The organism is Shewanella algae (genome assembly GCF_009183365.2).
In the GTDB taxonomy this organism is placed as follows: Bacteria; Pseudomonadota; Gammaproteobacteria; order Enterobacterales; family Shewanellaceae; genus Shewanella; species Shewanella algae.
The window spans coordinates 552881-572654 of record NZ_CP068230.1; the positions used below are offsets into that span (position 1 = coordinate 552881).

The following is a 19774-nucleotide window of genomic DNA, read 5'->3' on the forward strand; positions in this document are numbered from 1 at the left end:
TTTATTGCGCGGATAGTAGCATTGTTACAATTGATGCATTTAGACGTAAAAGTGATAACTCAGAGCGCAGCGTTCTAGAAACATTTAGTTTTTTGGATAGAAACCTTTCCCTGACCTTGGCTATCCGGGGTTTTGGCTGTTTGGGTTATATAAGGGAAATATTGGGTTTGTTTGGGGTTTAATTGGCTGTTTCGCTTTTATTTATACAGTTGTTTTTGAGTTGAAAGCCTATTTATGACTATCTTGACTTTCAAATCTGCCTTACGAGTGTTTTCTTGGGCGTTTGAACTTGAGTCGTCCCGGCCGTTTTTCGGAGCCGCCGGGAGGAGAGGGGGAACACTCTGGCAGTGCAAAAGCCAGGCACACTTGAGTCAAACTTGGCTGCCGTGCAAGGCTGCGGTATCTTGCCTGTGACTTTTGCGGCTCAGGGAGTGACTTTTTGGCTAACTTGCGATTTCTTGCCGGTACAGATGCCTATCAGACATTGATGGAACAGGGATTAAAGCCTGATCATTTTACTCAACTACTGGCGGCGTCCGGTGGTCCCAAATGGCTGGGGATTGCCGGGCTCGACAAATACCTGTTTGGCGAGTTTTTCAAACAGAGGCAGACACCGCTTTACACTCTTGGCGCTTCATCCGGAGCCTGGCGTTTGGCCTGTCTGGCTCAGGCAGATCCGCTGGCGGCTTATCAAAGGTTGGAACAACTCTACATAGGCCAGCGCTATGAAACCCGTCCGAGCCGGGAAGAGGTCAGCCGCCAGGTCCGCGGTATAGTCAGCGGGATTTTAGGCTCAAGCGGCACCGAAGAGATCCTCAAACAGCCGCATATTCGCAGTCACATAGTGGTGTGCCGCGCCCGTCACTTGAACCGGGCCGGCAGCAAGTTGGCGCTGGCGGCAGGCCTGGGCGCTACCGCCATGACCAACCTTGTCAGTCGCCGCACCTTGGGGTGGCACTTTGAGCGTCTGGTATTTGCCTCTGCCATAGAGGGTTCTCCCTTCGCTCAGTTGAAAGATCTCCCGGGAGACAGCGCCTTGCTCAGCAGTGACAATATCGAAGCCGTATTGCTGGCTACAGGTTCTATTCCACTGCTGCTGTCACCGGTAACCGAAATCAGCGGTGTGACCAGCGGGCACTTCTATGATGGCGGCATCACTGATTACCACTTCGACCTGCCGCTGTCACGGGCGCCGGGGTTGACCCTGTATCCGCATTTTTATCCCCATATGGCGCCGGGATGGTTCGATAAATCCCTGCCATGGCGCCGGGCCAAGCGCCGTTATCATAATGCTTTGGTGTTGGCTCCCACCGAGGAATTTGTCGCTTCGTTGCCCTATGGCAAAATTCCGGATCGCAAGGACTTTGAAACCTTGGATACCGCCAGTCGTACTCAATATTGGCGCCGCGCCGCCGATATGAGTAACAGATTGGCTGATGAATTTGCCGAGGTATTTCTCGGTGGCAGGATAGCCCAAAGGCTGGAGCCTCTGTAAGCAAGCTTGCAACAAAACCCACTCAACGCCTGTCTAATTCATTAGCAGACCTAAGGACTAGCCCAAATTGCCAATGGATGAAATTTCAGCAACTGCTAGACTTTAAAGCGAATGTTGAACCTCAGGTTCGCTTTCGGTTACTCACTCCCCGAGGGGAAGGAGGTTGCTATGCATACACAGGAAATGGCGTTACTGACCTATGATGCCTTGTTGTTGCCAGGTGGACGGCTTGAGATCAGGATCCTTGACCCCATCACCCTGAGCATGGTGGCCGATGTCCTGAAGGGGAAATATCCGCTGGCTTTCGGAATGCGTAACAGCGTTGCCATGCCGCCCAGTTTCCCCATTGCCACTCGCTGCGAGCTGATCGACTTCAATCAGTTGGAAGATGACTCGCTGAGTATCACCCTGGAAGGCAAGCAAAGGGTCAAAGTCCTGTCCGCCAAACAGGAAAAAGATGGCCGCTGGCTGGCCGAGGTCATGGATTGTCCCAACTGGGCCGAGGAGCCTATTCGGGGCGAGTTCACCCTTATCAGCGCGGCGCTGGAGCAGTTTTATGAGGTCAACCCGGACTTGCGCGGGCTCTACTCATCAGAAGTGCATCTGGATGATGCCGCTTGGGTTAGCCAGCGTTGGTTGGAAGTTTTGCCCTTATACAACAAGGACAAACAGCTGTTGTTGAATCAACCTGATTGCCACAAGACCATGGACTTTGTGCTCAAGTTGATTAAGTCCCATGTTCAGCAGCAGCTTTGAGTGTACCTGCCTCGAATAATTTAAGGTAGATAGAGTAGAATGGCGGCCCTGAGTCGCCATTTTTATTTTGCCGGAAGAGTTATGAGCCAAACAGACAGAGCCGCACAGCCCTCCTATGTAGTCTTGCCAAGGGATGTGACCGACAAAGCCACTGTTTTGGCCTTTCTTATCGACCATTTCAGCCGCATCGATGCCGATGTCTGGCGTGAGCGGGTCGCTGCCGGCAAGGTACACTGGCAGAATGGTGAGACTATCCAGGCTGATACTCCTTATCGGCCTACCGCCAGGGTCTACTATTACCGTGAAGTCCCCAAAGAAACCCGGATCCCTTTTGAAGAGCGGATCCTGTTTCAGGACGAGCACAGCATTCTGGTGTTCAAACCGCACTTTTTGCCTGTGACTCCCAGCGGTAACTATGTCAACGAGTGCCTGGTGCATAGGTTAAGGCGCCGCACCGGAATAGAAACCATAGCGCCGGCGCACAGGCTGGACAGAGAAACGGCCGGAGTCATGCTGATGTCCACCGATCCCGAAACTCGGCATGCCTATCATGCTTTGTTCCGTGAAGGCCAGATACGTAAGGACTATCAGGCGCTGGCGCGGCTGACACCTGAGCTTCAGGCTGGATTGGCAACTGGCGAACTTAGCCTGCCGCTGCACTGGACAGTGAAAAATCGCCTCATCAAGGGCGAGCCCAGTTTTATCATGCGCTTGGCAGAGGGTGAGGCCAACAGTCACTCGGAAATCAGTCTCATCGCCGTTAATGGCGATATGGGGCTGTTCAGTCTGAGTCCAATTACCGGCAAGACTCACCAACTCAGGCTGCATATGCAGAGTCTTGGAATGCCACTGCTGAACGACAGGTTTTACCCCGAACTGCAACCCAGGAGCGAAGATAACTTCAATAAGCCCCTCAAGCTGATGGCTTGTCGCTTGCGCTTTATCGATCCCATCAGTGGCAAACAGCAGGATATAAAAGTGGATGGTTTTGAAACTGAATTGATTGATACAGTTTGATACTTTTGGAAATAAAAAGAAGGATATTGTTTAGGGGTAATTAAGTATATTTCATAGTTTTATTTTAAATATAATTAATTATGAGTTGATCTGAATAATAAAGTGGCAGGCTCTCTTTTTTCGTCAAAATATTGGCGGTTTTGTTTTTTTTGGTTATATAATCTCCACCGCTTAAAAATAGATTCTAATTGATTCGTACAAACTTCGCCAAGGATGTTTTCATCTTTCATTGGCGGGCTTGTCGTTGCCGAGATTTATATGTCCATTACCAGAGCCGATATCAGTGTTGAGGCACAGGCCATCCCCTGTTGGATTGGCTTTCGAAATTCAGAAAGTTATAGCACTGATTTTGAAGTGTTTAATGATGTTAGTGATTTCTTGGCTGCCGGTCTTGATTATGAAGTCATCTGCCTGAACCTGCCGGCTGAAGCTCAGGACCAAGCGCTGATTCAGCTGAGATGCCAGCCATCAAGCTTTATGGCCATGATCAAAGTGATAACGCCAAGCCCTCTCTCTGAATATCTGGCCAATGGTTTATTTCAGCCTGACTTCAAACAAGAGTTGGAAAATTATTGGCAAAGGAAGAGCTTAATTAAATTACCCAGCCAGGATGATGTCAGTTATCGGCTGTTGAGTTTTATGTGGTTATTTCCTGAATATCGTTTACAACCTGTGGCTACGCCGGAAAAACCACATCTTTATGAGTATCCACTGCTGCAGCTATTGACGGGGTCAGCAAAGGCAAGCCAACTGCTATTGGATAAATTATTGAACCGGCATTGGCTGGCACCCACCAAGCTGAAGGACAGAGTCAGGCTATGCTGCAAGTGCCACTCAGGGCACCTCAACTATATCGATCTTTGTCCCCAGTGCCGCAGCATAGAAATTGATATGCAGACCAGTTTGCACTGTTTTAACTGTGGTCATGTGGATAGTCAGCAAGCCTTCAGTCGCAGCGGCGGACTCAGTTGCCCCAACTGTTTGCAGCGGCTGCGGCATATAGGTGTCGACTATGACAGACCAATAGAAAACCAACACTGCAATAGCTGTAATAGCCTGTTTTTGGAGGCCAAGGTCGATGCTGTTTGTATGCACTGTGGTCATGGACATCAACCGGACGAGCTGACCATACGTCGCATCTCTGACTTTGAACTGGCGGAGCAGGGAAGGGAACTGGTGCGCCATGGCGTTCAGCAGCAACTGTTTGCCGCGCTTGGCGAACAGATGAGCCGGGCTCACTTCCTCTGGTTACTGCAGTGGCACAATCAGTTGGCACTGCGTCATGGTCATGAGCACCTGTTGTTGGTATTGGATCTGGAGGCGTTGGCGCCGGATCTGGCCGGCAGCGGAGAAGCCCGCGCCTTGACTCTGCTCGATGCTCTCAAGCAGCGCTTGTTGAGCCTGGTTCGGGTGACCGATGCCTGCAGCAGCCATGATGACCAAGGCGTCTTGTTACTATTGCCTTACACTGGCGAGTCACAGTTACCGGCATTGAAGCAAAAACTACAGCGGCTCAATGACAGTGTGCCAGAGGGAGAGTTGAGGTTAAGGCTCAAGGCGGTCAGCCTGCCGGATCAACAACTTGGTGCCGAAGTTGAATCCTGGTTGGCCAGCCGTCTGCAGCAGGCCGAGGTATTGGACGGTGAGTGAGTTCAATACCCTGGCTTTTATGAGCCTGGATATTTGGCACAACCTGGCGACAGACGTCAGCCTGTTTCTCTGGCTGGTGCCGATGATTTTTCTCTACGAAATGCCATTGATGCTGATAGTGGTCTCAGGCGTCATCGGCTGGCATTGGCAAACGTTCCGCCGCCCCAAGGTTGAGAAGGCTTATCGACCCAAGGTCAGTTGCATCATTACTTGCTATGCCGAGAAAGAAGCGGTGCGGCAAACCATAGCCACCTTGGCCGAACAGGACTACCCGGGGGAGATGGAGATCATTGCCATGGTTGACGGCGCGGTGCAAAACGCCGAAACCTTCGAGGTCGCCAAGGCAGCAGCGGCACAATGCCGCCGCCCGGGGCGGGAGATTATCGTACTGCCCAAGTGGCAACGTGGCGGCCGGGTTTCGACTCTGAATGCCGGTTTGGCCAGGGCCAGCGGCGAGCTGGTGATGAATGCCGATGCCGACACTTCGTTCGACAATGATATGGTTTCCCAAATCGTGCCGCTGTTCGCCGATCCCAACGTGCCGGCAGTCGGTGGCTCTTTGCGGGTGCGCAATGTCGATGATTCGCTGTGGACCCGGATGCAGGCGATTGAATATTTGATCTCCATGCAAGGCGGCAAGACCGGTCTTGGGCATTGGAATCTGCTCAACAATATCTCAGGAGCATTCGGCGCTTTTCGCCGTGACTTGCTGGTCAAAATCGGCGGCTGGGATACCCATACCGCCGAGGATCTGGATCTGACGCTGAGATTCAAACAGTACTTTGGCCGTCATCCCAATTGGCGCATTCCCTTTGCCACGCTGGCCATAGGGCATACCGATGCCCCCATGGATCTCAAGACGCTTGTCTGGCAAAGATTACGTTGGGATGGCGACCTTTTGTTTCTCTACTTTCGCAAGCACTGGCCGGCCTTTACCCCCGGGCTTCTGGGGGGTGCCACCTTCGCCTTTACTCTGGTCTACGGCTTCTTGCAAAACGTGCTGATGCCCTTTGTCATCTTGCTCTACAGCTTAGGGATAGCACTGGCGTACCCCTGGCAGTTTTTGACAACCATTGCCCTGACCATCTACCTGGGATATTTGGGATTCTTGCTGTTCTTCTATCTGCTGGTACTGGTAGCGATTTCCGAGCGGCCACGTCAGGACCTGAAGCTGCTGCTCTGGTTGCCGCTTTATCCCTTCTACGCCTTGTTTATGCGCAGTATCTGCTTGTTTGCCTTGCTTAATGAAGTGGTCAGACGCTCACATGAAGAGAGTTCCATGGCTCCCTGGTGGGTGCTGAAACGCGGGAGAAAATTTTAGTGAAAGTGACTTATCAAGCGGCTGCCAAGGCGCAACAACCCACCCGGGATCAAGGTTTAAAGGTGGACTATGCCCCGGCAAAACGGGGCGGAATGAAATGGCGTTGGTATCTGCTGCTATTGCTGGTTATCGCCCCTGTGGTCTTGCTGCTTTGGGTGTTGCTGCGCCCCAGCCTGTTTGTGCTGGCACCGGGAATACTGACCTCTGAGCCGCTGGAGATGCGGGCAATGCAGAAGGGCCGATTGCTGGAGCTTTCGGTACAACCCGGGAGTAGGGTCGATGCCGGTCTGGACGCCAGCATTGACGAGTTACAGCGCCAGTTGGCCGAGCTGACACCGCCATCGCTGGAGCAGGACCTGGCTATTCTGGGGCAACTGGAACAACGGGTGCTGGTGGCCGAGCAGGGGGTAAAGCGTCAGGATGAACTATTGTCGCAGTTCGAGTCATTTCGTAAGCAGGGGGTGGTTCCCACTGCAGATATGGCGGCGGTGATGCAGGCCCATACCAGTGCCAGAATGGCGCTGGAGCAGGCCAGGGCCGAGCTGTTGCAGCAAAGGCAGTTGCAGCAGCAGGAGCGGGATGCGGGGGTGATAGCCCAGAGTCGCAACAGCCTGCTGCTAAAGCTTGCTGAGCTGCAGGCCAAACGCCAGCAGTTGACCATACAGGCGCCGTTTGCCGGCCGGGTAGCCGATGTTTTGGTGCAGCAGGGGGAAACCATAGCCGAGCAGCAGCCTATGCTTTGGCTGTCGGGGCGGGCACAGCCTGTGGTGGTCTGTTATCTGGCGCCCAAGTATCTCAACTATGTTGCTCAGGGACAGCAGGCCAGCGTCAAACTCCCCAATGGAACCCGGATCCGCGCCGAAATTAAAGAACCGACCGAATTGGTGGGTAAGGTGCCCAAGCAGCTGTCCGGTCCTTTCGATGGTGACAAACCGGCACTCAAGGTCACGCTTGCTTTGCATCAGAGCCTGCCTTTGGCGATTGAGGGCGTTCCGGTGGAAGTGAGTTTCGATCGTTTCTGAGAAAAAAGGCTTTCCCGACAAAAATTGGCGTGCGTGACGGGAAAGCGGGCAAAAAGTATGGCGGAGAAGTCACATTGTTCTTTGCCAAAGAGTTGCCCGGAGTGACTTGGGAGATGCTCCGGGACGGTTGCACGGTTTACTGTGGCACTTTGCTTTGGGCCAGCGCCTGATACTTGGCGGCAAAGCGCAACAGATAGTCGGCTATATCCGGGTCATCCCAGTCCAGATAGCCGCGGATAAAGCCGACTAAGTTCCCATTGGGATCAAACACATAAGTTGCCGGTACCACGTTGGCCGGCATGATCTTCTCTATCTCTTTCTTGCTGTCTATCCAGCTGTCATCCAACTTGAGTTCATGCTTGGCCAGAAAAGGTGCCACAGCAGCCGGATCTTCATCTATCGACAGCGGCACTATCTGAATACTGCTGCCCTGCAGTTTACTGCGCAGCTTGGCCAGTGCCGGCATCTCACGCAGGCAGGGCGGGCACCAGCTGGCCCACAGATTCAGCAGCACCAAACGCCCTTGATATTCAGCCAAGGTTTTGGGATTACCCTGTAGATCGGCAAAGGTCACCTTTGCCACCTTTCTGGCGTGCTGCATTTCAACAAATTCACGCATAATCATAGGCTTGTTTGGCACAGGTTCACCTGTGTGATAAGCCTTGTGCTGCATTATGCCCCCTTGGGCCGACAGCGGCAGCAACAGGGCAAGACATAGAAGCAAATAGGATCTCAAGATGGATTCTCCTGATCGTGAGGGGGTTGATTGTTGCTGCGGCCGAAAAACAGCAACACGCCGGGGAGCACAAGCAGCAAGAGTACTGGCCCCAACCACAGCAGCGCCGTACCTGCGTTCAGCGTGGGTTGATAACGGATCTGCTCGCCATAGCGTTCCACCATAAAGTCGAGTATCTGTTCCCGGCTCTTGCCCTGCTGCAGCATCAGATAGATCTGCGCCTTGAGCTCGCTGGCAATGGCGGTTTCCGACTCAAACAGGTTTTGGTTGGTGGCCATGGGGCAGCGAAGTTCCTTGGAAATATCTATGCTGAGACGGGCAATATCCATGTCGGTCGCCTGGGCTTCGGCGCAACCCAAGCTGAGCCATAATCCAAGCAGCATTAGCTTAATCATGTTGAAGTCTCCCTGAGGCGGTTAATACATCGGTTTGCAGCAGGCGTCGTCGGCTTCCGAGGGCTAGTAGGCCGCCAATGGCCATCAAACCACCGCCGAGCCAGATCCAACTCACCAGCGGCTTGATGCTGAGACGTACCAGAAACTCTTCATAACTCAGTTGGGTGCCCATGGAGACATAGAGATCGCCAAAGGCCCCGCGATAGATGGCAGCCTGGGACAGCGACATGCCGTTGGAGTTGAATTCCTGACGCTCCGGATAGAGGTAAGTAAGCAGTTGCTCATTGCGCTCAACCCGAATTACTGCCTGTTCACCGCGGTAGGCTGGCTTGTCCAGCAAACGGGTCTGCTCATAGATAAAGGTGTAGTCGCCCAGAATACTGCCTTGGCCCGGGCCCATACGCAGCAGAGAGTGCTGCTCGAAACAACTGACTCCGGTAGCACCCATGATGCTGACAAGAAGGCCGGTGTGGGCCAGCAACATGGGAATATTGCGGCGCTTACCGGCAATCTGGCCCAGCGGCAATAGATAAAGCAGCAGGGTGCAGAGCAGAAAGAGGCTCATTGCACCGCCCGCCAGTAGCCAAGGGTCGAGGCTGCCCTCGAAAAACAGCGCCAGAGCGGTCGCAGCTACAGTGACCAGCGCCAGCAGCCCCAGGCGCCTTGGCGCCATATGGGGCAGGGTGCTTAGCGCCAGGGGTAAGAGCAGCAGCGCCAACATGGGCACAAACAGAGTATTGAAGTAGGGCGCCCCTACCGACAGGCTTCCCAGGCCAAGTGCCTGATAGAAAAGCGGGTAAAGGGTACCCAGCAGGGTCGTCAGCGCCATGGTCAGCAAGATCAGGCTGCCGAGCAACAGCTGACCGTCCCGGCCAAGTGGTGCCAGCTTGCCCGGTTGCCAGTGATGGCGACATCTGAGGCCAAACAGGCAGAAACCGGCGCCTCCGTAGAGCAGCAACAGCAATAGAATGATCACCCCGCGCTCGGGATCGGCAGCAAAGGCATGCACAGACTGAATAATGCCGGAGCGCACAATAAAAGTGCCCAGCAGGCACAGGCTGAAGCCCAGCAACACCAGTGCCAGGGCCGAGAGCTGTGCCAAAGGGTTGTGGTTTTTGATCAACAGGCAGTGCAGCGCGCCTGTGGTCACCAGCCAGGGAATAAAGGCGGCATTTTCCACCGGATCCCAGAACCACCAACCACCCCAGCCCAGCTCGTTATAGGCCCACCAGGATCCGAGGGCATTACCCGCGGTGAGAAACACCCAGGTCAGCAGCAGATGGCGCTTGAGCTTGCCAAGGCGGGCGGCGCTGAACTTGTGGCTGACAAGCAATGCCAGCGCGATACAAAAACAGATCCCAAGGCCTGCATAGCCAAGAAACAGCAATGGCGGGTGCAGGATAAGGCCTATGTCCTGCAACATGGGGCTGAGATCGCGTCCTTCTATCGGCACTTCCGGTAGCAGGCGGGCAAAGGGATTGGCGTACAGCAACATAAAAAAGACAAAGCCACAGAGAATCGCCGAACAGCTACCGTGCAACATCAACAGATAGTTCTGATCTTGCGAGCGCCTCGGCAACCCCAGCCAGGCCCATAATGCCATTACTGTCATCCAAAACAGCAAAGACCCTTCATGGCTGCCCCAGACTGCGGCCACTTTATAAAACAGCGGCAGGGCCGAATTGGAGTTGTTGGCCACATAAGCCACAGAGAAGTCGTTGAGGATAAACGCCAATGCCAGCAGGAGTATGGCGCCTGTTAGTCCCAGCGCTTGCCCCAGCAGCAGTGGCCGCAGTGGCCATTCGATACCTGGGTTGCGATATTTGAGCAGCGCAAGCAAGGCGCCAAACAAGGCACAACTACCGCCCAGGATCAGCAGGAAGTGTCCCAGTTCGGGCAACATGGTGATGGAAAACATGGCCGCTCTCTTGTTATGCCGGGACTTCCCGGAAATGGATCTATGGCACTGAGACTAGGGTTATTACCCCTTTGGCTCTGTGATCTGTCACGCCTTTATCAGCCTATGTTTGCCGGTGCGGTATTTTTCAATTTTCAGCCGGGGTTTTGAGGTTTTTTGAGAAATAAAACGCTCAAAAAAAGAACTGAATAGTTCTGTTGTTCAAGATTAAAGTTACTGTTTTTAAAGGTAAATGTAAGGTGTTGCTTTCTTGAGTTCTCAAGCGGGGGCTAGCTGTGCTCTGGCGCAGCTTTTTGTCCTTGTACATATGAAGAATGAGTCGTGACCGGTCAAGCCGGCAATAACAAGTTCGTTTGTGAAATAACCGACGACAAATTCAGGAGTATATGATGAGACGATGGCAACAAAGGACAACACTCAGCATGTTGTTTTGTTTAACTGCCGTCAGCGGGGCTGGTGCGCTCGCGGCAGATAAACCAGGTCACGGCAATAAGCAGATGGGAGAGTCGGCGCAGAAGGTGATCGCCAATCCCAACGGCATGGAAAAGGTAAACGGCGTCAAGACGCTGCAGGACTATATCGTTCAGGAAAAAGAGCTGTTCGACTACCTGTTCCAGAATCACCCTGTGTTCAAGTATCAGGAGCAGGGCAAGTTAATTGGTATGTACAAGGTCAGTGACCGCGGTGAAGAGTACATGGACCAAGGTAACGGCCAGAAGTACAGCAAGCGGGTGGGACGCCCCTCTGCGGTGCAGTATCGTTTGGCGGCCAAGTCTATTCTCGACTTCCCCAATAAGTTTGTTGGCCCTGAGAAGTGCGGTGAGTGTCACGCGGTGCAGTATGAGAAGTGGCAGCGCTCGCGTCACGCCAAGACCATACGTTTCCCCGGTGAACACCCGGAAGTGGACAATGATCTGAAGAAAAAGCTGTATGGCTCTGATGCTTCCGTATTGCCGGACGGCATAACTCCGGATGCTATCTACGCCACAGTCGGTACTCCAAGAACCAAGTATGGCTATATCGACAGCTTCCTGGTGCGTGGTTCCTACCATATTGAAGGCGGTCTGCTGAAAGACGGTACAGGTACCATGGTTGCCGGTGGTAACCAGTTCTCCCGTGGTTGGGCCGAATGGTTGACCCCGGAAATGGCCAAGAAGATCCAGAAGGTGATTCCTGACTTCCCCACCAAGATGGAAGACTTCGGCGCCAGTGGTTCTCACCAGTGGGGTATGACCTCCTACGGTGCCAAGTACAAGAAAGAGTTCCTGTTCCAGCCTGCCAGCTCCTACTGCGAGGTTTGCCATAGCTTCAAGTTTGACTTCAAGAACAAGCAGGAATACCTGGATGCTCTTGGCGATCCCAAGAAGCTGCAGGAACACACCATCAGCCGTGGTATCGCTTGTGAAGAGTGTCACGGCGCCGGTGGTCACCTGGATGGTGGTAACGGCGGCGGCATGCCTTCCAACTGTGAACGTTGTCACCAGCGTTTCAACTATATCGATGAGCTGGCCGAGACAGATCAAGGCAAAGAAAAGCTGGAATATGCCTTCAACGTCAAGATGAAGTCTGCCTGTCCTTCCTGTGGTACCGAAGGTTCACAGATGTTCATGTCTTCTCACTATGACAAGGGCATGCGCTGTTCTACCTGTCACGATCCACACGAAGTCACCAGCAATGACTGGAAATCAGGTTATACCAAGCCTGCCATCAAGAAAGACTGTGTTGACTGTCACCAGGTTCAGGCCGAAATGGCAGCCAATACAGGTACCCACGCCAAGAACAGCTGTACCAGCTGTCACATGCCCAACATGGGCAGCTGTGAGAACTTCACCGCGATTCAGTATCCGGATATGGCCGGTTTCGACGCAGTGCGTAAGTCTCACCTGTGGAAGATTGATGTCAGCCCGGATCGCAAGACCCTTAACCCACCCGAAGGTCAACCTCGCAAGTCCACCACCAAAGGTTGGACTGTGGCCAAGGATGAGAATGGTCACGGCTATCTCGACCTGATGTGGACCTGTGCCCGTACCTCTATCTCTGACCACGATGTGGTTGAGCGTAAAGGTTGTCACAGCCAGTTCCAGTCTGAGCTGAGCAAGGGCCTGCACTTCAAGGATCAGAAAGAGATCTACGGCAAGGTCATGAAGTGGCAGACACCTGTTAAAGACAGCCTGGCCAAAGTGGAAGAAGCGCTCAAGCGTGTTGATCGCAAAGTCGCCAAGAACAAGCTGTCTATTGAAGACAAGACTCAGGTACTGCTGCTGACCGACAAGGCCCGCGACATAGTTGAGTTTATTCGTAAAGACGGTTCCTGGGGGGTTCACGCTCCCCGTTACGCAGTCAAGCGTATGGATGCAGCTGTCACTTATGTGACTCAGGCTGAAGCCATCGCCGACGGCAAAGGCACCAAGACAGCCTCGCTGTAATTAGGCAACTCAGGCTCCGGGCGCTCGTCCGGAGCCTTTAATGGAGGATAAAGATGCGAGTCCGACTCTCATTGAAACAGGCGCTGAAACAGTCCTTGCTGCCACTGGCATTTATGGTTGCGACACCGGCGGTGTTGGCCGGCGGTGGCGGGGATCTGGTTCCTGCCCCTTACCACGAAGAGATACTCAACCAGATCTCCATGCGTGAGGCCGAGATGCTGCTCAGCCAGCCCGGAGTGATCTTCTATGACGTCAACACTCTGGAGATATGGGGGGATGGCTTCATTCCCGGCGCCATCTACTTCAACGTCAATAACTGGAAGACCTTGTTGCCGGAAAACAAGGACACCACCATGGTGTTTTACTGTGCCAACCGCCTCTGCACCGCCAGCAATGTGGCCGCCAGAGAGGTGATGAAACTGGGTTATACCGATGTCAGGCAGATGCCGGATGGTATCTATGGCTGGCGCATCTCGGGACGGCCGATTGAGCGTCCTTGAAAATAGATTATTTGGGCATTGAATTTAGAAATTGCAGGATGAAAACCATGAAATTACAAAAACTTGCTACTACTATTTCCCTCTCGCTTTGTCTGAGCCTGCCCGCGCTGGCGGCCGACTTGAAGACAGAGACAGACAAGACCTCCTACGCCCTGGGTGCCTCAGTGGGCAACTATATTTCGGGCCAGGTTTACCAACAGCTGGAGCTGGGCGCCGAAGTCAATATGGAGCTGCTGATCACCGGCTTTACCGATGCTCTTAAAGACAAGCAGCAACTGACAGATGAACAGATCCTGGATCTGCTCAACCAAAGAGCCATCGCCCTCAATGAAGAAAGAGAGGCGCGCTTCGACAAACTGGCCGAAGAAAACCTCAAGGCCGGCGAAGCTTTCCTGGCCGAGAACAAGAAAAAGTCCGGCGTTAAGGTTACCGACAGTGGCCTGCAGTACGAAGTGCTGAGCATGGGCAAGGGCAAGAAGCCCAACCCGGAAGATGTGGTGACAGTCAACTATGTCGGCAAGCTCATCGACGGCACTGTGTTTGAAGACAGCAGCAAAAACAAGGCTGCCGGTCGTTTCGCGCTGATGACAGTGATCCCCGGCTGGGAAGAAGGCCTGAGACTGATGCCTGAAGGGTCCAAGTTCCGTTTCGTGATCCCTGCCAAGCTGGCCTATGGCGAGCAGGCCCCCGGGGTGATCCCGCCGCAGGCCACTCTGGTGTTTGAAGTCGAGCTTGTCAAGGTCGAAAAGCCGGGTAAAGACAGCAAGCACTCAATGCCTGGCCACGGTTGACAGGAGGCACTATGGCTAATCCGCTCTGGTTGGGACTGGCCCTGCTGAGCCTGGCATTTATGAGCCTGTTTGCCCTCTATCAGTGGCAAACCTGCCGCGGGGACAGAGTTCTTCCTGCCCTGTGGCACTGGAGTCTGCTGCCGCTGCTGATCATAGGCCTGAGTCTTGGGACTTACTCCTATACCGGCCGCTACCAGGATTGGCAGTCGGCCGAGGCCGACGACAGCATAGACTACCTGCTGGCCGCCGAAATTGTCAGGCTCAGACGCGCCAGTGCCGATGCGCCACAAGACAGTGCCTTGATGCAACAGCTGGCCCAGGCCTATGTGCGCGGCGGCATGTATCTGGATGCGGTGGCTACCCTGAAGCAGCAGTTGCAGCTTCAGGGCAAGAGCGCCGCCTTACTGGGGCAGTTGGCCGAAGCCGCCTATTACCGAGATCAACGCCAGTGGTTGCCGGAATCCCAGGATTGGGTCGAACAGGCCCTGGCGCTGGATAGTGCCGATCCCGGCACCCGGCTGCTGCTGGCCAATGATGCCTTCCTCAACCAAAGATATGCCGAGGCCATAGGCCACTGGCAACTGCTGCTGGACAGCAACAATACGCAACTGGATTGTGAGGCGTTGCAATATGCCATTGCCAACGCCCGCAGCCGACTCGAGTGATTTTTCAACCCTCGCCAAATGGGTTGTCCCTGCAAGGCCCCGGCGAGGCGTTGAATCTATTGATTGGAGAGAAAGATGAAAAAGACACTGCTGGCCATCGCCATTCCCATCCTGCTGCTGGGGCTGCCCGGATGCACACCGGCGCAGAGCCACAATCATGAACATCACGCCCAGCACCTGAAACAGCATGACAGGTGCCATATGTGCGGCATGATGATCACCAAATACCCTGGGCCCAAGGGGCAACTTATGCTCAAAGACAGTGATGCCGTGCCCAAGTTCTGCTCCAGCCGCGACATGTTCAGCTTTGCGCTGCAACCGGAAAATCAACGCCGTATTGCCGCCATGTTTGTTCATGACATGGGCACTACCGACTGGGAGCAGCCGGACGACAACGCCTTTATCGATGCCACCAAGGCCTGGTATGTCTATGGCACCAGCAAGAAGGGAGTGATGGGGCCTGCTGTTGCACCGTTTTCAACCAAGGAAGCGGCACAGGCTTTCGCCGAAGCCTGGGGTGGCCGGGTACTAGCCTATGAAGAGGTCACCCTGGAACTGCTGGAAGGAGCCAACTGAGACAGATGTTACGCACCCTGCTGGCGCTGATGCTGCTCTCTTTTGGCTGCCTTGGCGGCCAAAGCCCGCTACAGGCACGCATAGATGCACTGAGTGAAGGCGAGGTGCTGACTCTCTCTGCCGCCGAGTATTTGGGGCCGCTGGTGATCGACAAGGCTATCGCCATTGTCGGTGAGCCAGGCACCATAATCGATGCCGGCGGTAAAGGCAGCGCTGTGACTATCAAGGCCGCCGGCGTGCGCCTGCAGGGGCTTGAGATACGTAACTGGGGCGGCGATCTTTATGAACATGATTCCGGGGTGCGTCTGCTGCCGGGGGCAGATGATGTCCGCCTGCTGCAGCTTGAGCTGTCGGGGCCTGGATTTGGCATTCATGGCGAGCAGCTCAAACGCCCGGAAGTGGAATACTGCCGTATAAGCGGTGACGACAGGCGTTATCTGCTGGACAGAGGTGACGGCATCTTTCTCAAATATGTTGATGCCCCCGAGCTGCACCACAATCAGATAGCTTCGGTGCGCGACGGTATCTATCTGGAAAACGTCGACGCCAGCCGGGTCAGCCACAATCAATTCAGCCGCCAGCAATATGGCATTCACTATATGTATACCCGCAATGACAGTGCCTGGAACAACAGCGCCAAGTGGCTACAGGGCGGCTATGCGCTGATGAGCTCCAAGGGGATCACCCTGGAACACAATCAAGTCAGCGCCGCAATCGATTTTGGTATCTTGCTCAATGTGACTCAGCAGAGCGAGGTGCACCATAACAGGGTGGCGACTATTCACAACCCCAAGGGCGATCCCGCCATCGCCAGTGAAGGCAAGGGGCTGTTTATCTATGGCGCCGCCGACAACCGTATCAGCCATAACCATTTCAGTGACAGCGATACCGGTATCAGTGTTGCCCTGGGCGGTGAGGGCAATAGTCTGTGGCGCAACAACATAGAAAACAATCTGACTCAGGTGCGTTATGTCGGCAGCAAGTCGCAGGAGTGGAGCCTTCTGGGACAGGGCAACTATTGGAGCAGCTATCAGGGCTGGGATCTCGATGGTGATGGCATAGGCGATACCCCCTATCTGCCCAACGATGCCCTGGACAGGCTGTTTTGGCTTTACCCCGAGGCCAGATGGTTGATGGACAGCCCTGTGGTGCTCTTGCTGCGCTGGCTGCAGCGCCAGCTGGCACTGGCCGAGGATATAGGTGTTCGCGACAGTTTTCCTTTGCTGCAGCCCATTGATATTACGCCGAAACAAGAGATGAAAACCAATTCGCAACAGAGTGACGAGGAGACCCACTATGCCCAGCATTGATTGTCGGCAACTGGCCTATGTCCGTGGCGACAGGCCTGTGCTGGAGGATATCAGCTTGCAGCTGCCCCAGGGTAAGTTGCTGGCATTGCTGGGCCATAATGGTGCCGGCAAATCGACCCTGATCAAACTGCTGCTGGGGCTGCTGAAACCCGCCGGTGGCGAGCTGAAGATTCTCGGCAAGGCCGCAGGTGAAAGCCCAATGCAGGTGGGTTATCTGCCGGAGAACGTCAGCTTCTACGACAATATGCCCTTGGGCGAACTGTTGAATTATTTCGCCGGGCTCAAGGGCATAGGTGCGGCCAGAGTCAAAGAGCTGCTGGTTGAGTTTGAACTGGATGGCTTGGTAAAACGCAGGTTGGGACAGTGTTCCAAGGGCCAGAGACAGCGACTTGGGTTGGCGCAGGCGCTACTGAGCCGCCCCAGATTACTGTTGCTCGATGAACCGACAGTGGGCCTGGACCCCTCGGCCTCGGCGCTCATGTATGCCCAATTGGCGGCGCTGAAACAGCAAGGTTGCACCATAGTGGTTTGCACCCATGAACTGGCTTTGGTTGAGCCGCATCTTGACTTGGCGCTCATGCTGGCAAATGGCCGGATGCGGGCGCTGGGAAGCCTGGATAACCTGAGGCAAGAGGCTGACTTACCACAGGAAATCCAGTTGCCATCTCGGCTGGACCTCAGTGGCGATCCCGTGCTGGGGCCGAGCTTTTCCGCTGGCCGGTTGAAACTGGCTAAGGCCAGCGTGCCGGAGGCGATAGCCATACTGACGGAGCAATACCGCTGCTTTGACTTTCAGTTGCCTCCGGCATCCCTCGGTGAACTGTTTCATCATTTTATGGCACCGCTTGACTCAAATCGCCGGAATGTCGCGGCTAAAAGATTCGGGGAGGCCGCCTGATGCAACTGGTCAGAGAAAATGAAGCATTGACACCCCAGCGGCCTAATCCGTTATTTATCGTTGCCGCCAAGGAGTTCAAAGATTGCCTGCGGAGCCGCTGGCTGCAAACGGCTTGCTGTTTGTTTGCCCTGTTGGCGGCTGCGGTTATTTTCGGCGCCGGGGCCTTAGGCGGTGAGTTTCGTTGGCAGGCGCTGCCACAGCTATTCAACTCTCTTTTAACCTTAAGCGTTTTTCTGGTGCCGCTGCTGGCGCTGCTATTGAGTTTCGATGCCGTGGTGGGGGAGGCCGAAGCCGGCACCCTGTTATTGCTATTGACCTACCCCTTGAGCCGCAGTCAGTGGCTGGCCGGTAAACTGATGGGGCAGGGCGGCGCCCTGCTGCTGGCTTTGCTGCTGGGGTTTGGCTTGCCTTTGGGGTTACTGCCTGTATTGGCTCAGGAATATCGTAGCGTCGAGTTGCCCGCGTCCCTTGCCCTCTTGCTGGCCAGCGCCTGGTTGCTCGGGTTGGTGTTTATGCTTTTAGGCTACTGGGTCAGCATGCAGGTCAAACAGAAAGCTCAGGCACTGGCGCTGCTGATGCTGCTTTGGCTGCTGCTGGTGCTGCTCTATGATCTGGCCTTGCTGGTATTGGCCGTGGTTGCGGCCGATACCCTTGGGCAGTCGGGATTGCAGTGGCTGATGTTGCTGAACCCGGCCAGTGTGTTTCGCTTGCTTAATCAAAGCTTTCTGGGCTTGGCCAGTGGTGTGCCGACCTGGCCCTGGTTACTGGGAATACTCTTTGGCTGGCTGTTGTTGTTATCTTGGCTGTGCCGCTACAGTTTTCAGCGCCGGCCGCTGTGAATCTGCTATTGGAGTTTGCTGTATTAGATAGTTTTTATTTAACGAAAACAAATTGTTAATTGATATAAGTATCACATTCTGACTGTTGCACTCAGGTTAAACTTATAACCTATCCTCAAGCTCCCGTGATATGGGGGCAGTCAAATCTTCTGGAGTGACTTTTCGGAGTGCCAATGCAACAGCTGACTCCCTATTTGGCGTTGGATACCAAGGCAAAACACTTGCTGGATCAACGCGATGGTTCAGAAATCGTCCTGTCGTTTTCTGAGGCTCAGGTATTGTCACACCTGTTGTCTGCCCCGGGAAACGTGTTTGGAAAAGATGAGTTGCTGGCTGTAGGTTGGCCGGAGCGGGTGGTGGCGCTGACCTCACTGACCCAATGCATCAGTATTCTCAGAAAGAAACTGGAACCCTATCCCGAAATTCAACTCAAGACGGTTGCCCGCCGTGGCTATCAGCTGAATATTTCCGAACAGTCCCATGTGCATATGCTGGCCATCTCCGATGGTGAAGCCATCCGCACTGCCTTGGTGAGTGTGTCTCTGAAAATCAAACTCCTGGGTATTTTATTGCTGTTGGGGCTGGTGGGCTTCTTCTGGTACTACAGTGACTATCACGAAATGGTCAAACAGGTGAGCCATTGGCGTGCCGACAAGCAGTTACCCTTGAATGTGGGAGGCACGCTGGCCTCGGCGCAGTTGTTTTACAGTGATGAGGCCAAGCAGCTGCATCCTTCCATGTGGCAAAAGCATCTGGCGCCTGAGGGAAATCTTATCCCCGGATTAAAGCATTTCAGCGCTTATGCCGCCTCGGATGGCCGTAATTATTCTTTTGCCATCTGTCCCAGTGCCGATGAAACAGGCTGTGACGGCGATGGCATCATCAATATCACCGCCATAGATCCCAAACCTGCCGGTCTCAGCATGAAGGAGTTTGTGCCCCTGAGCCAGGAGATGGAGCGGCGGATCCGTTATAACCGCATTATTCTGCCGCCGGCGGTAGACAATGCCGAGTTGGTGGAGCACAACTACCATGCGGATATCTATTTCCCGGTCGCAGATGAGCTCTTGGTGCGTACCGATCTCAGCCTATCGCTGGTTTACGACAGCAAAGACTCGGGGCAGTTTTATTCATCGGCCTGCGTTACCGACCAGGACTGCCTTACCACACCGATCAAATATCAACTGCGGGGCTATTTTCACCAGTACCGCACCGAGATCTCCGGCACCCCGGTGGATGTGTTCCAGGTGAAAGTGAACCAGAAAGAACTCACCAAGCCGGACAATGTCAGTGACTCGGCGATGCACTTCTATCGCGAGATCCGTAAAGACGATATCCGTGACGAGGAGATCTACTACTTCCGGGTCTACCAGGATCACAAGACAGCCGTTTGGATAGTGCCGCAGATGGGTAATTTACTGGCCTGGACTACCTACAGTGAAGTGAAGCTCTGAGCCGA

The 19774-nt window shown here is 54.1% G+C and carries 18 protein-coding genes; 15 read left to right on the forward strand and 3 right to left on the reverse strand.

Annotated features, from left to right (window positions below):
• The first annotated feature begins 439 nt into the window (after nt 1-439).
• The 6 genes from E1N14_RS02555 to E1N14_RS02580 all read left to right on the forward strand — a co-directional run bounded on the left by E1N14_RS02555 (nt 440) and on the right by E1N14_RS02580 (nt 7261).
• A complete protein-coding gene (locus E1N14_RS02555) occupies nt 440-1495 on the forward strand; it encodes a hypothetical protein (protein ID WP_025009286.1) in 1056 nt (351 codons plus the stop codon).
• Between the two features lie 168 nt (nt 1496-1663).
• Nucleotides 1664-2251, forward strand: coding sequence for an LON peptidase substrate-binding domain-containing protein (locus E1N14_RS02560; RefSeq protein ID WP_025009287.1), 588 nt, complete (start codon nt 1664-1666; stop codon nt 2249-2251).
• A gap of 81 nt (nt 2252-2332) precedes the next feature.
• Nucleotides 2333-3268 (forward strand): pseudouridine synthase, encoded by a 936-nt coding sequence (locus E1N14_RS02565; protein ID WP_025009288.1) that lies wholly within the window; start codon nt 2333-2335, stop codon nt 3266-3268.
• Nucleotides 3269-3526: 258 nt separating this feature from the next.
• Entirely contained in the window at nt 3527-4918 is a 1392-nt protein-coding gene (locus E1N14_RS02570) for a TackOD1 domain-containing metal-binding protein (protein ID WP_152134855.1), read from the forward strand.
• Nucleotides 4911-6239: a glycosyltransferase family 2 protein gene (locus E1N14_RS02575; RefSeq protein ID WP_025009289.1), complete on the forward strand. Its 1329-nt coding sequence runs from the start codon at nt 4911-4913 to the stop codon at nt 6237-6239. Before E1N14_RS02570 ends, E1N14_RS02575 begins: the two co-directional genes overlap by 8 nt.
• Nucleotides 6239-7261: an HlyD family secretion protein gene (locus tag E1N14_RS02580; RefSeq protein ID WP_025009290.1), complete on the forward strand. Its 1023-nt coding sequence runs from the start codon at nt 6239-6241 to the stop codon at nt 7259-7261. The genes E1N14_RS02575 and E1N14_RS02580 overlap by 1 nt, the downstream gene beginning before the upstream one ends.
• Nucleotides 7262-7397: 136 nt before the next feature.
• On the opposite strand, the gene E1N14_RS02585 is transcribed toward E1N14_RS02580, so the two are convergent.
• The 3 genes from E1N14_RS02585 to E1N14_RS02595 are packed head-to-tail and all read right to left on the reverse strand — an operon-like array spanning nt 7398 to nt 10310.
• Nucleotides 7398-7997, reverse strand: a complete 600-nt coding sequence (locus E1N14_RS02585) for a TlpA family protein disulfide reductase (protein WP_025009291.1) — start codon at nt 7995-7997, stop codon at nt 7398-7400.
• Nucleotides 7994-8392 carry a cytochrome c-type biogenesis protein gene (locus E1N14_RS02590; RefSeq protein ID WP_025009292.1) on the reverse strand — a complete coding sequence of 133 codons (399 nt, stop codon included), beginning with the start codon at nt 8390-8392 and terminating at the stop codon, nt 7994-7996. The genes E1N14_RS02585 and E1N14_RS02590 overlap by 4 nt, the downstream gene beginning before the upstream one ends.
• Nucleotides 8385-10310 (reverse strand): heme lyase CcmF/NrfE family subunit, encoded by a 1926-nt coding sequence (locus E1N14_RS02595; protein ID WP_062793709.1) that lies wholly within the window; start codon nt 10308-10310, stop codon nt 8385-8387. The genes E1N14_RS02590 and E1N14_RS02595 overlap by 8 nt, the downstream gene beginning before the upstream one ends.
• A 389-nt stretch (nt 10311-10699) precedes the next feature.
• Here E1N14_RS02595 and E1N14_RS02600 point away from each other — a divergent pair, with 389 nt between their 5' ends.
• The 9 genes from E1N14_RS02600 to E1N14_RS02640 all read left to right on the forward strand — a co-directional run bounded on the left by E1N14_RS02600 (nt 10700) and on the right by E1N14_RS02640 (nt 19769).
• A complete protein-coding gene (locus E1N14_RS02600) occupies nt 10700-12736 on the forward strand; it encodes a multiheme c-type cytochrome (protein WP_025009293.1) in 2037 nt (678 codons plus the stop codon).
• Nucleotides 12737-12849: 113 nt separating this feature from the next.
• A complete protein-coding gene (locus E1N14_RS02605; protein ID WP_223828960.1) occupies nt 12850-13236 on the forward strand; it encodes a rhodanese-like domain-containing protein in 387 nt (128 codons plus the stop codon).
• A 38-nt stretch (nt 13237-13274) separates the two neighbouring features.
• Nucleotides 13275-14027 (forward strand): FKBP-type peptidyl-prolyl cis-trans isomerase, encoded by a 753-nt coding sequence (locus E1N14_RS02610; RefSeq protein ID WP_062793710.1) that lies wholly within the window; start codon nt 13275-13277, stop codon nt 14025-14027.
• An 11-nt stretch (nt 14028-14038) separates the two neighbouring features.
• Nucleotides 14039-14692 carry a tetratricopeptide repeat protein gene (locus E1N14_RS02615; protein WP_062793711.1) on the forward strand — a complete coding sequence of 218 codons (654 nt, stop codon included), beginning with the start codon at nt 14039-14041 and terminating at the stop codon, nt 14690-14692.
• Nucleotides 14693-14767: 75 nt separating this feature from the next.
• Nucleotides 14768-15268: a nitrous oxide reductase accessory protein NosL gene (locus E1N14_RS02620; RefSeq protein WP_025009295.1), complete on the forward strand. Its 501-nt coding sequence runs from the start codon at nt 14768-14770 to the stop codon at nt 15266-15268.
• Nucleotides 15269-15273: 5 nt separating this feature from the next.
• On the forward strand, nt 15274-16578 hold the full coding sequence (gene nosD / locus E1N14_RS02625; protein WP_025009296.1) for a nitrous oxide reductase family maturation protein NosD: 1305 nt from the start codon (nt 15274-15276) through the stop codon (nt 16576-16578).
• Nucleotides 16565-17476 carry an ATP-binding cassette domain-containing protein gene (locus E1N14_RS02630; protein WP_025886842.1) on the forward strand — a complete coding sequence of 304 codons (912 nt, stop codon included), beginning with the start codon at nt 16565-16567 and terminating at the stop codon, nt 17474-17476. The genes nosD and E1N14_RS02630 overlap by 14 nt, the downstream gene beginning before the upstream one ends.
• Nucleotides 17476-18315 (forward strand): ABC transporter permease subunit, encoded by an 840-nt coding sequence (locus tag E1N14_RS02635; protein ID WP_051546818.1) that lies wholly within the window; start codon nt 17476-17478, stop codon nt 18313-18315. The genes E1N14_RS02630 and E1N14_RS02635 overlap by 1 nt, the downstream gene beginning before the upstream one ends.
• A 173-nt stretch (nt 18316-18488) precedes the next feature.
• On the forward strand, nt 18489-19769 hold the full coding sequence (locus E1N14_RS02640) for a winged helix-turn-helix domain-containing protein (protein WP_025009298.1): 1281 nt from the start codon (nt 18489-18491) through the stop codon (nt 19767-19769).
• The last annotated feature ends 5 nt before the right edge of the window (nt 19770-19774 follow it).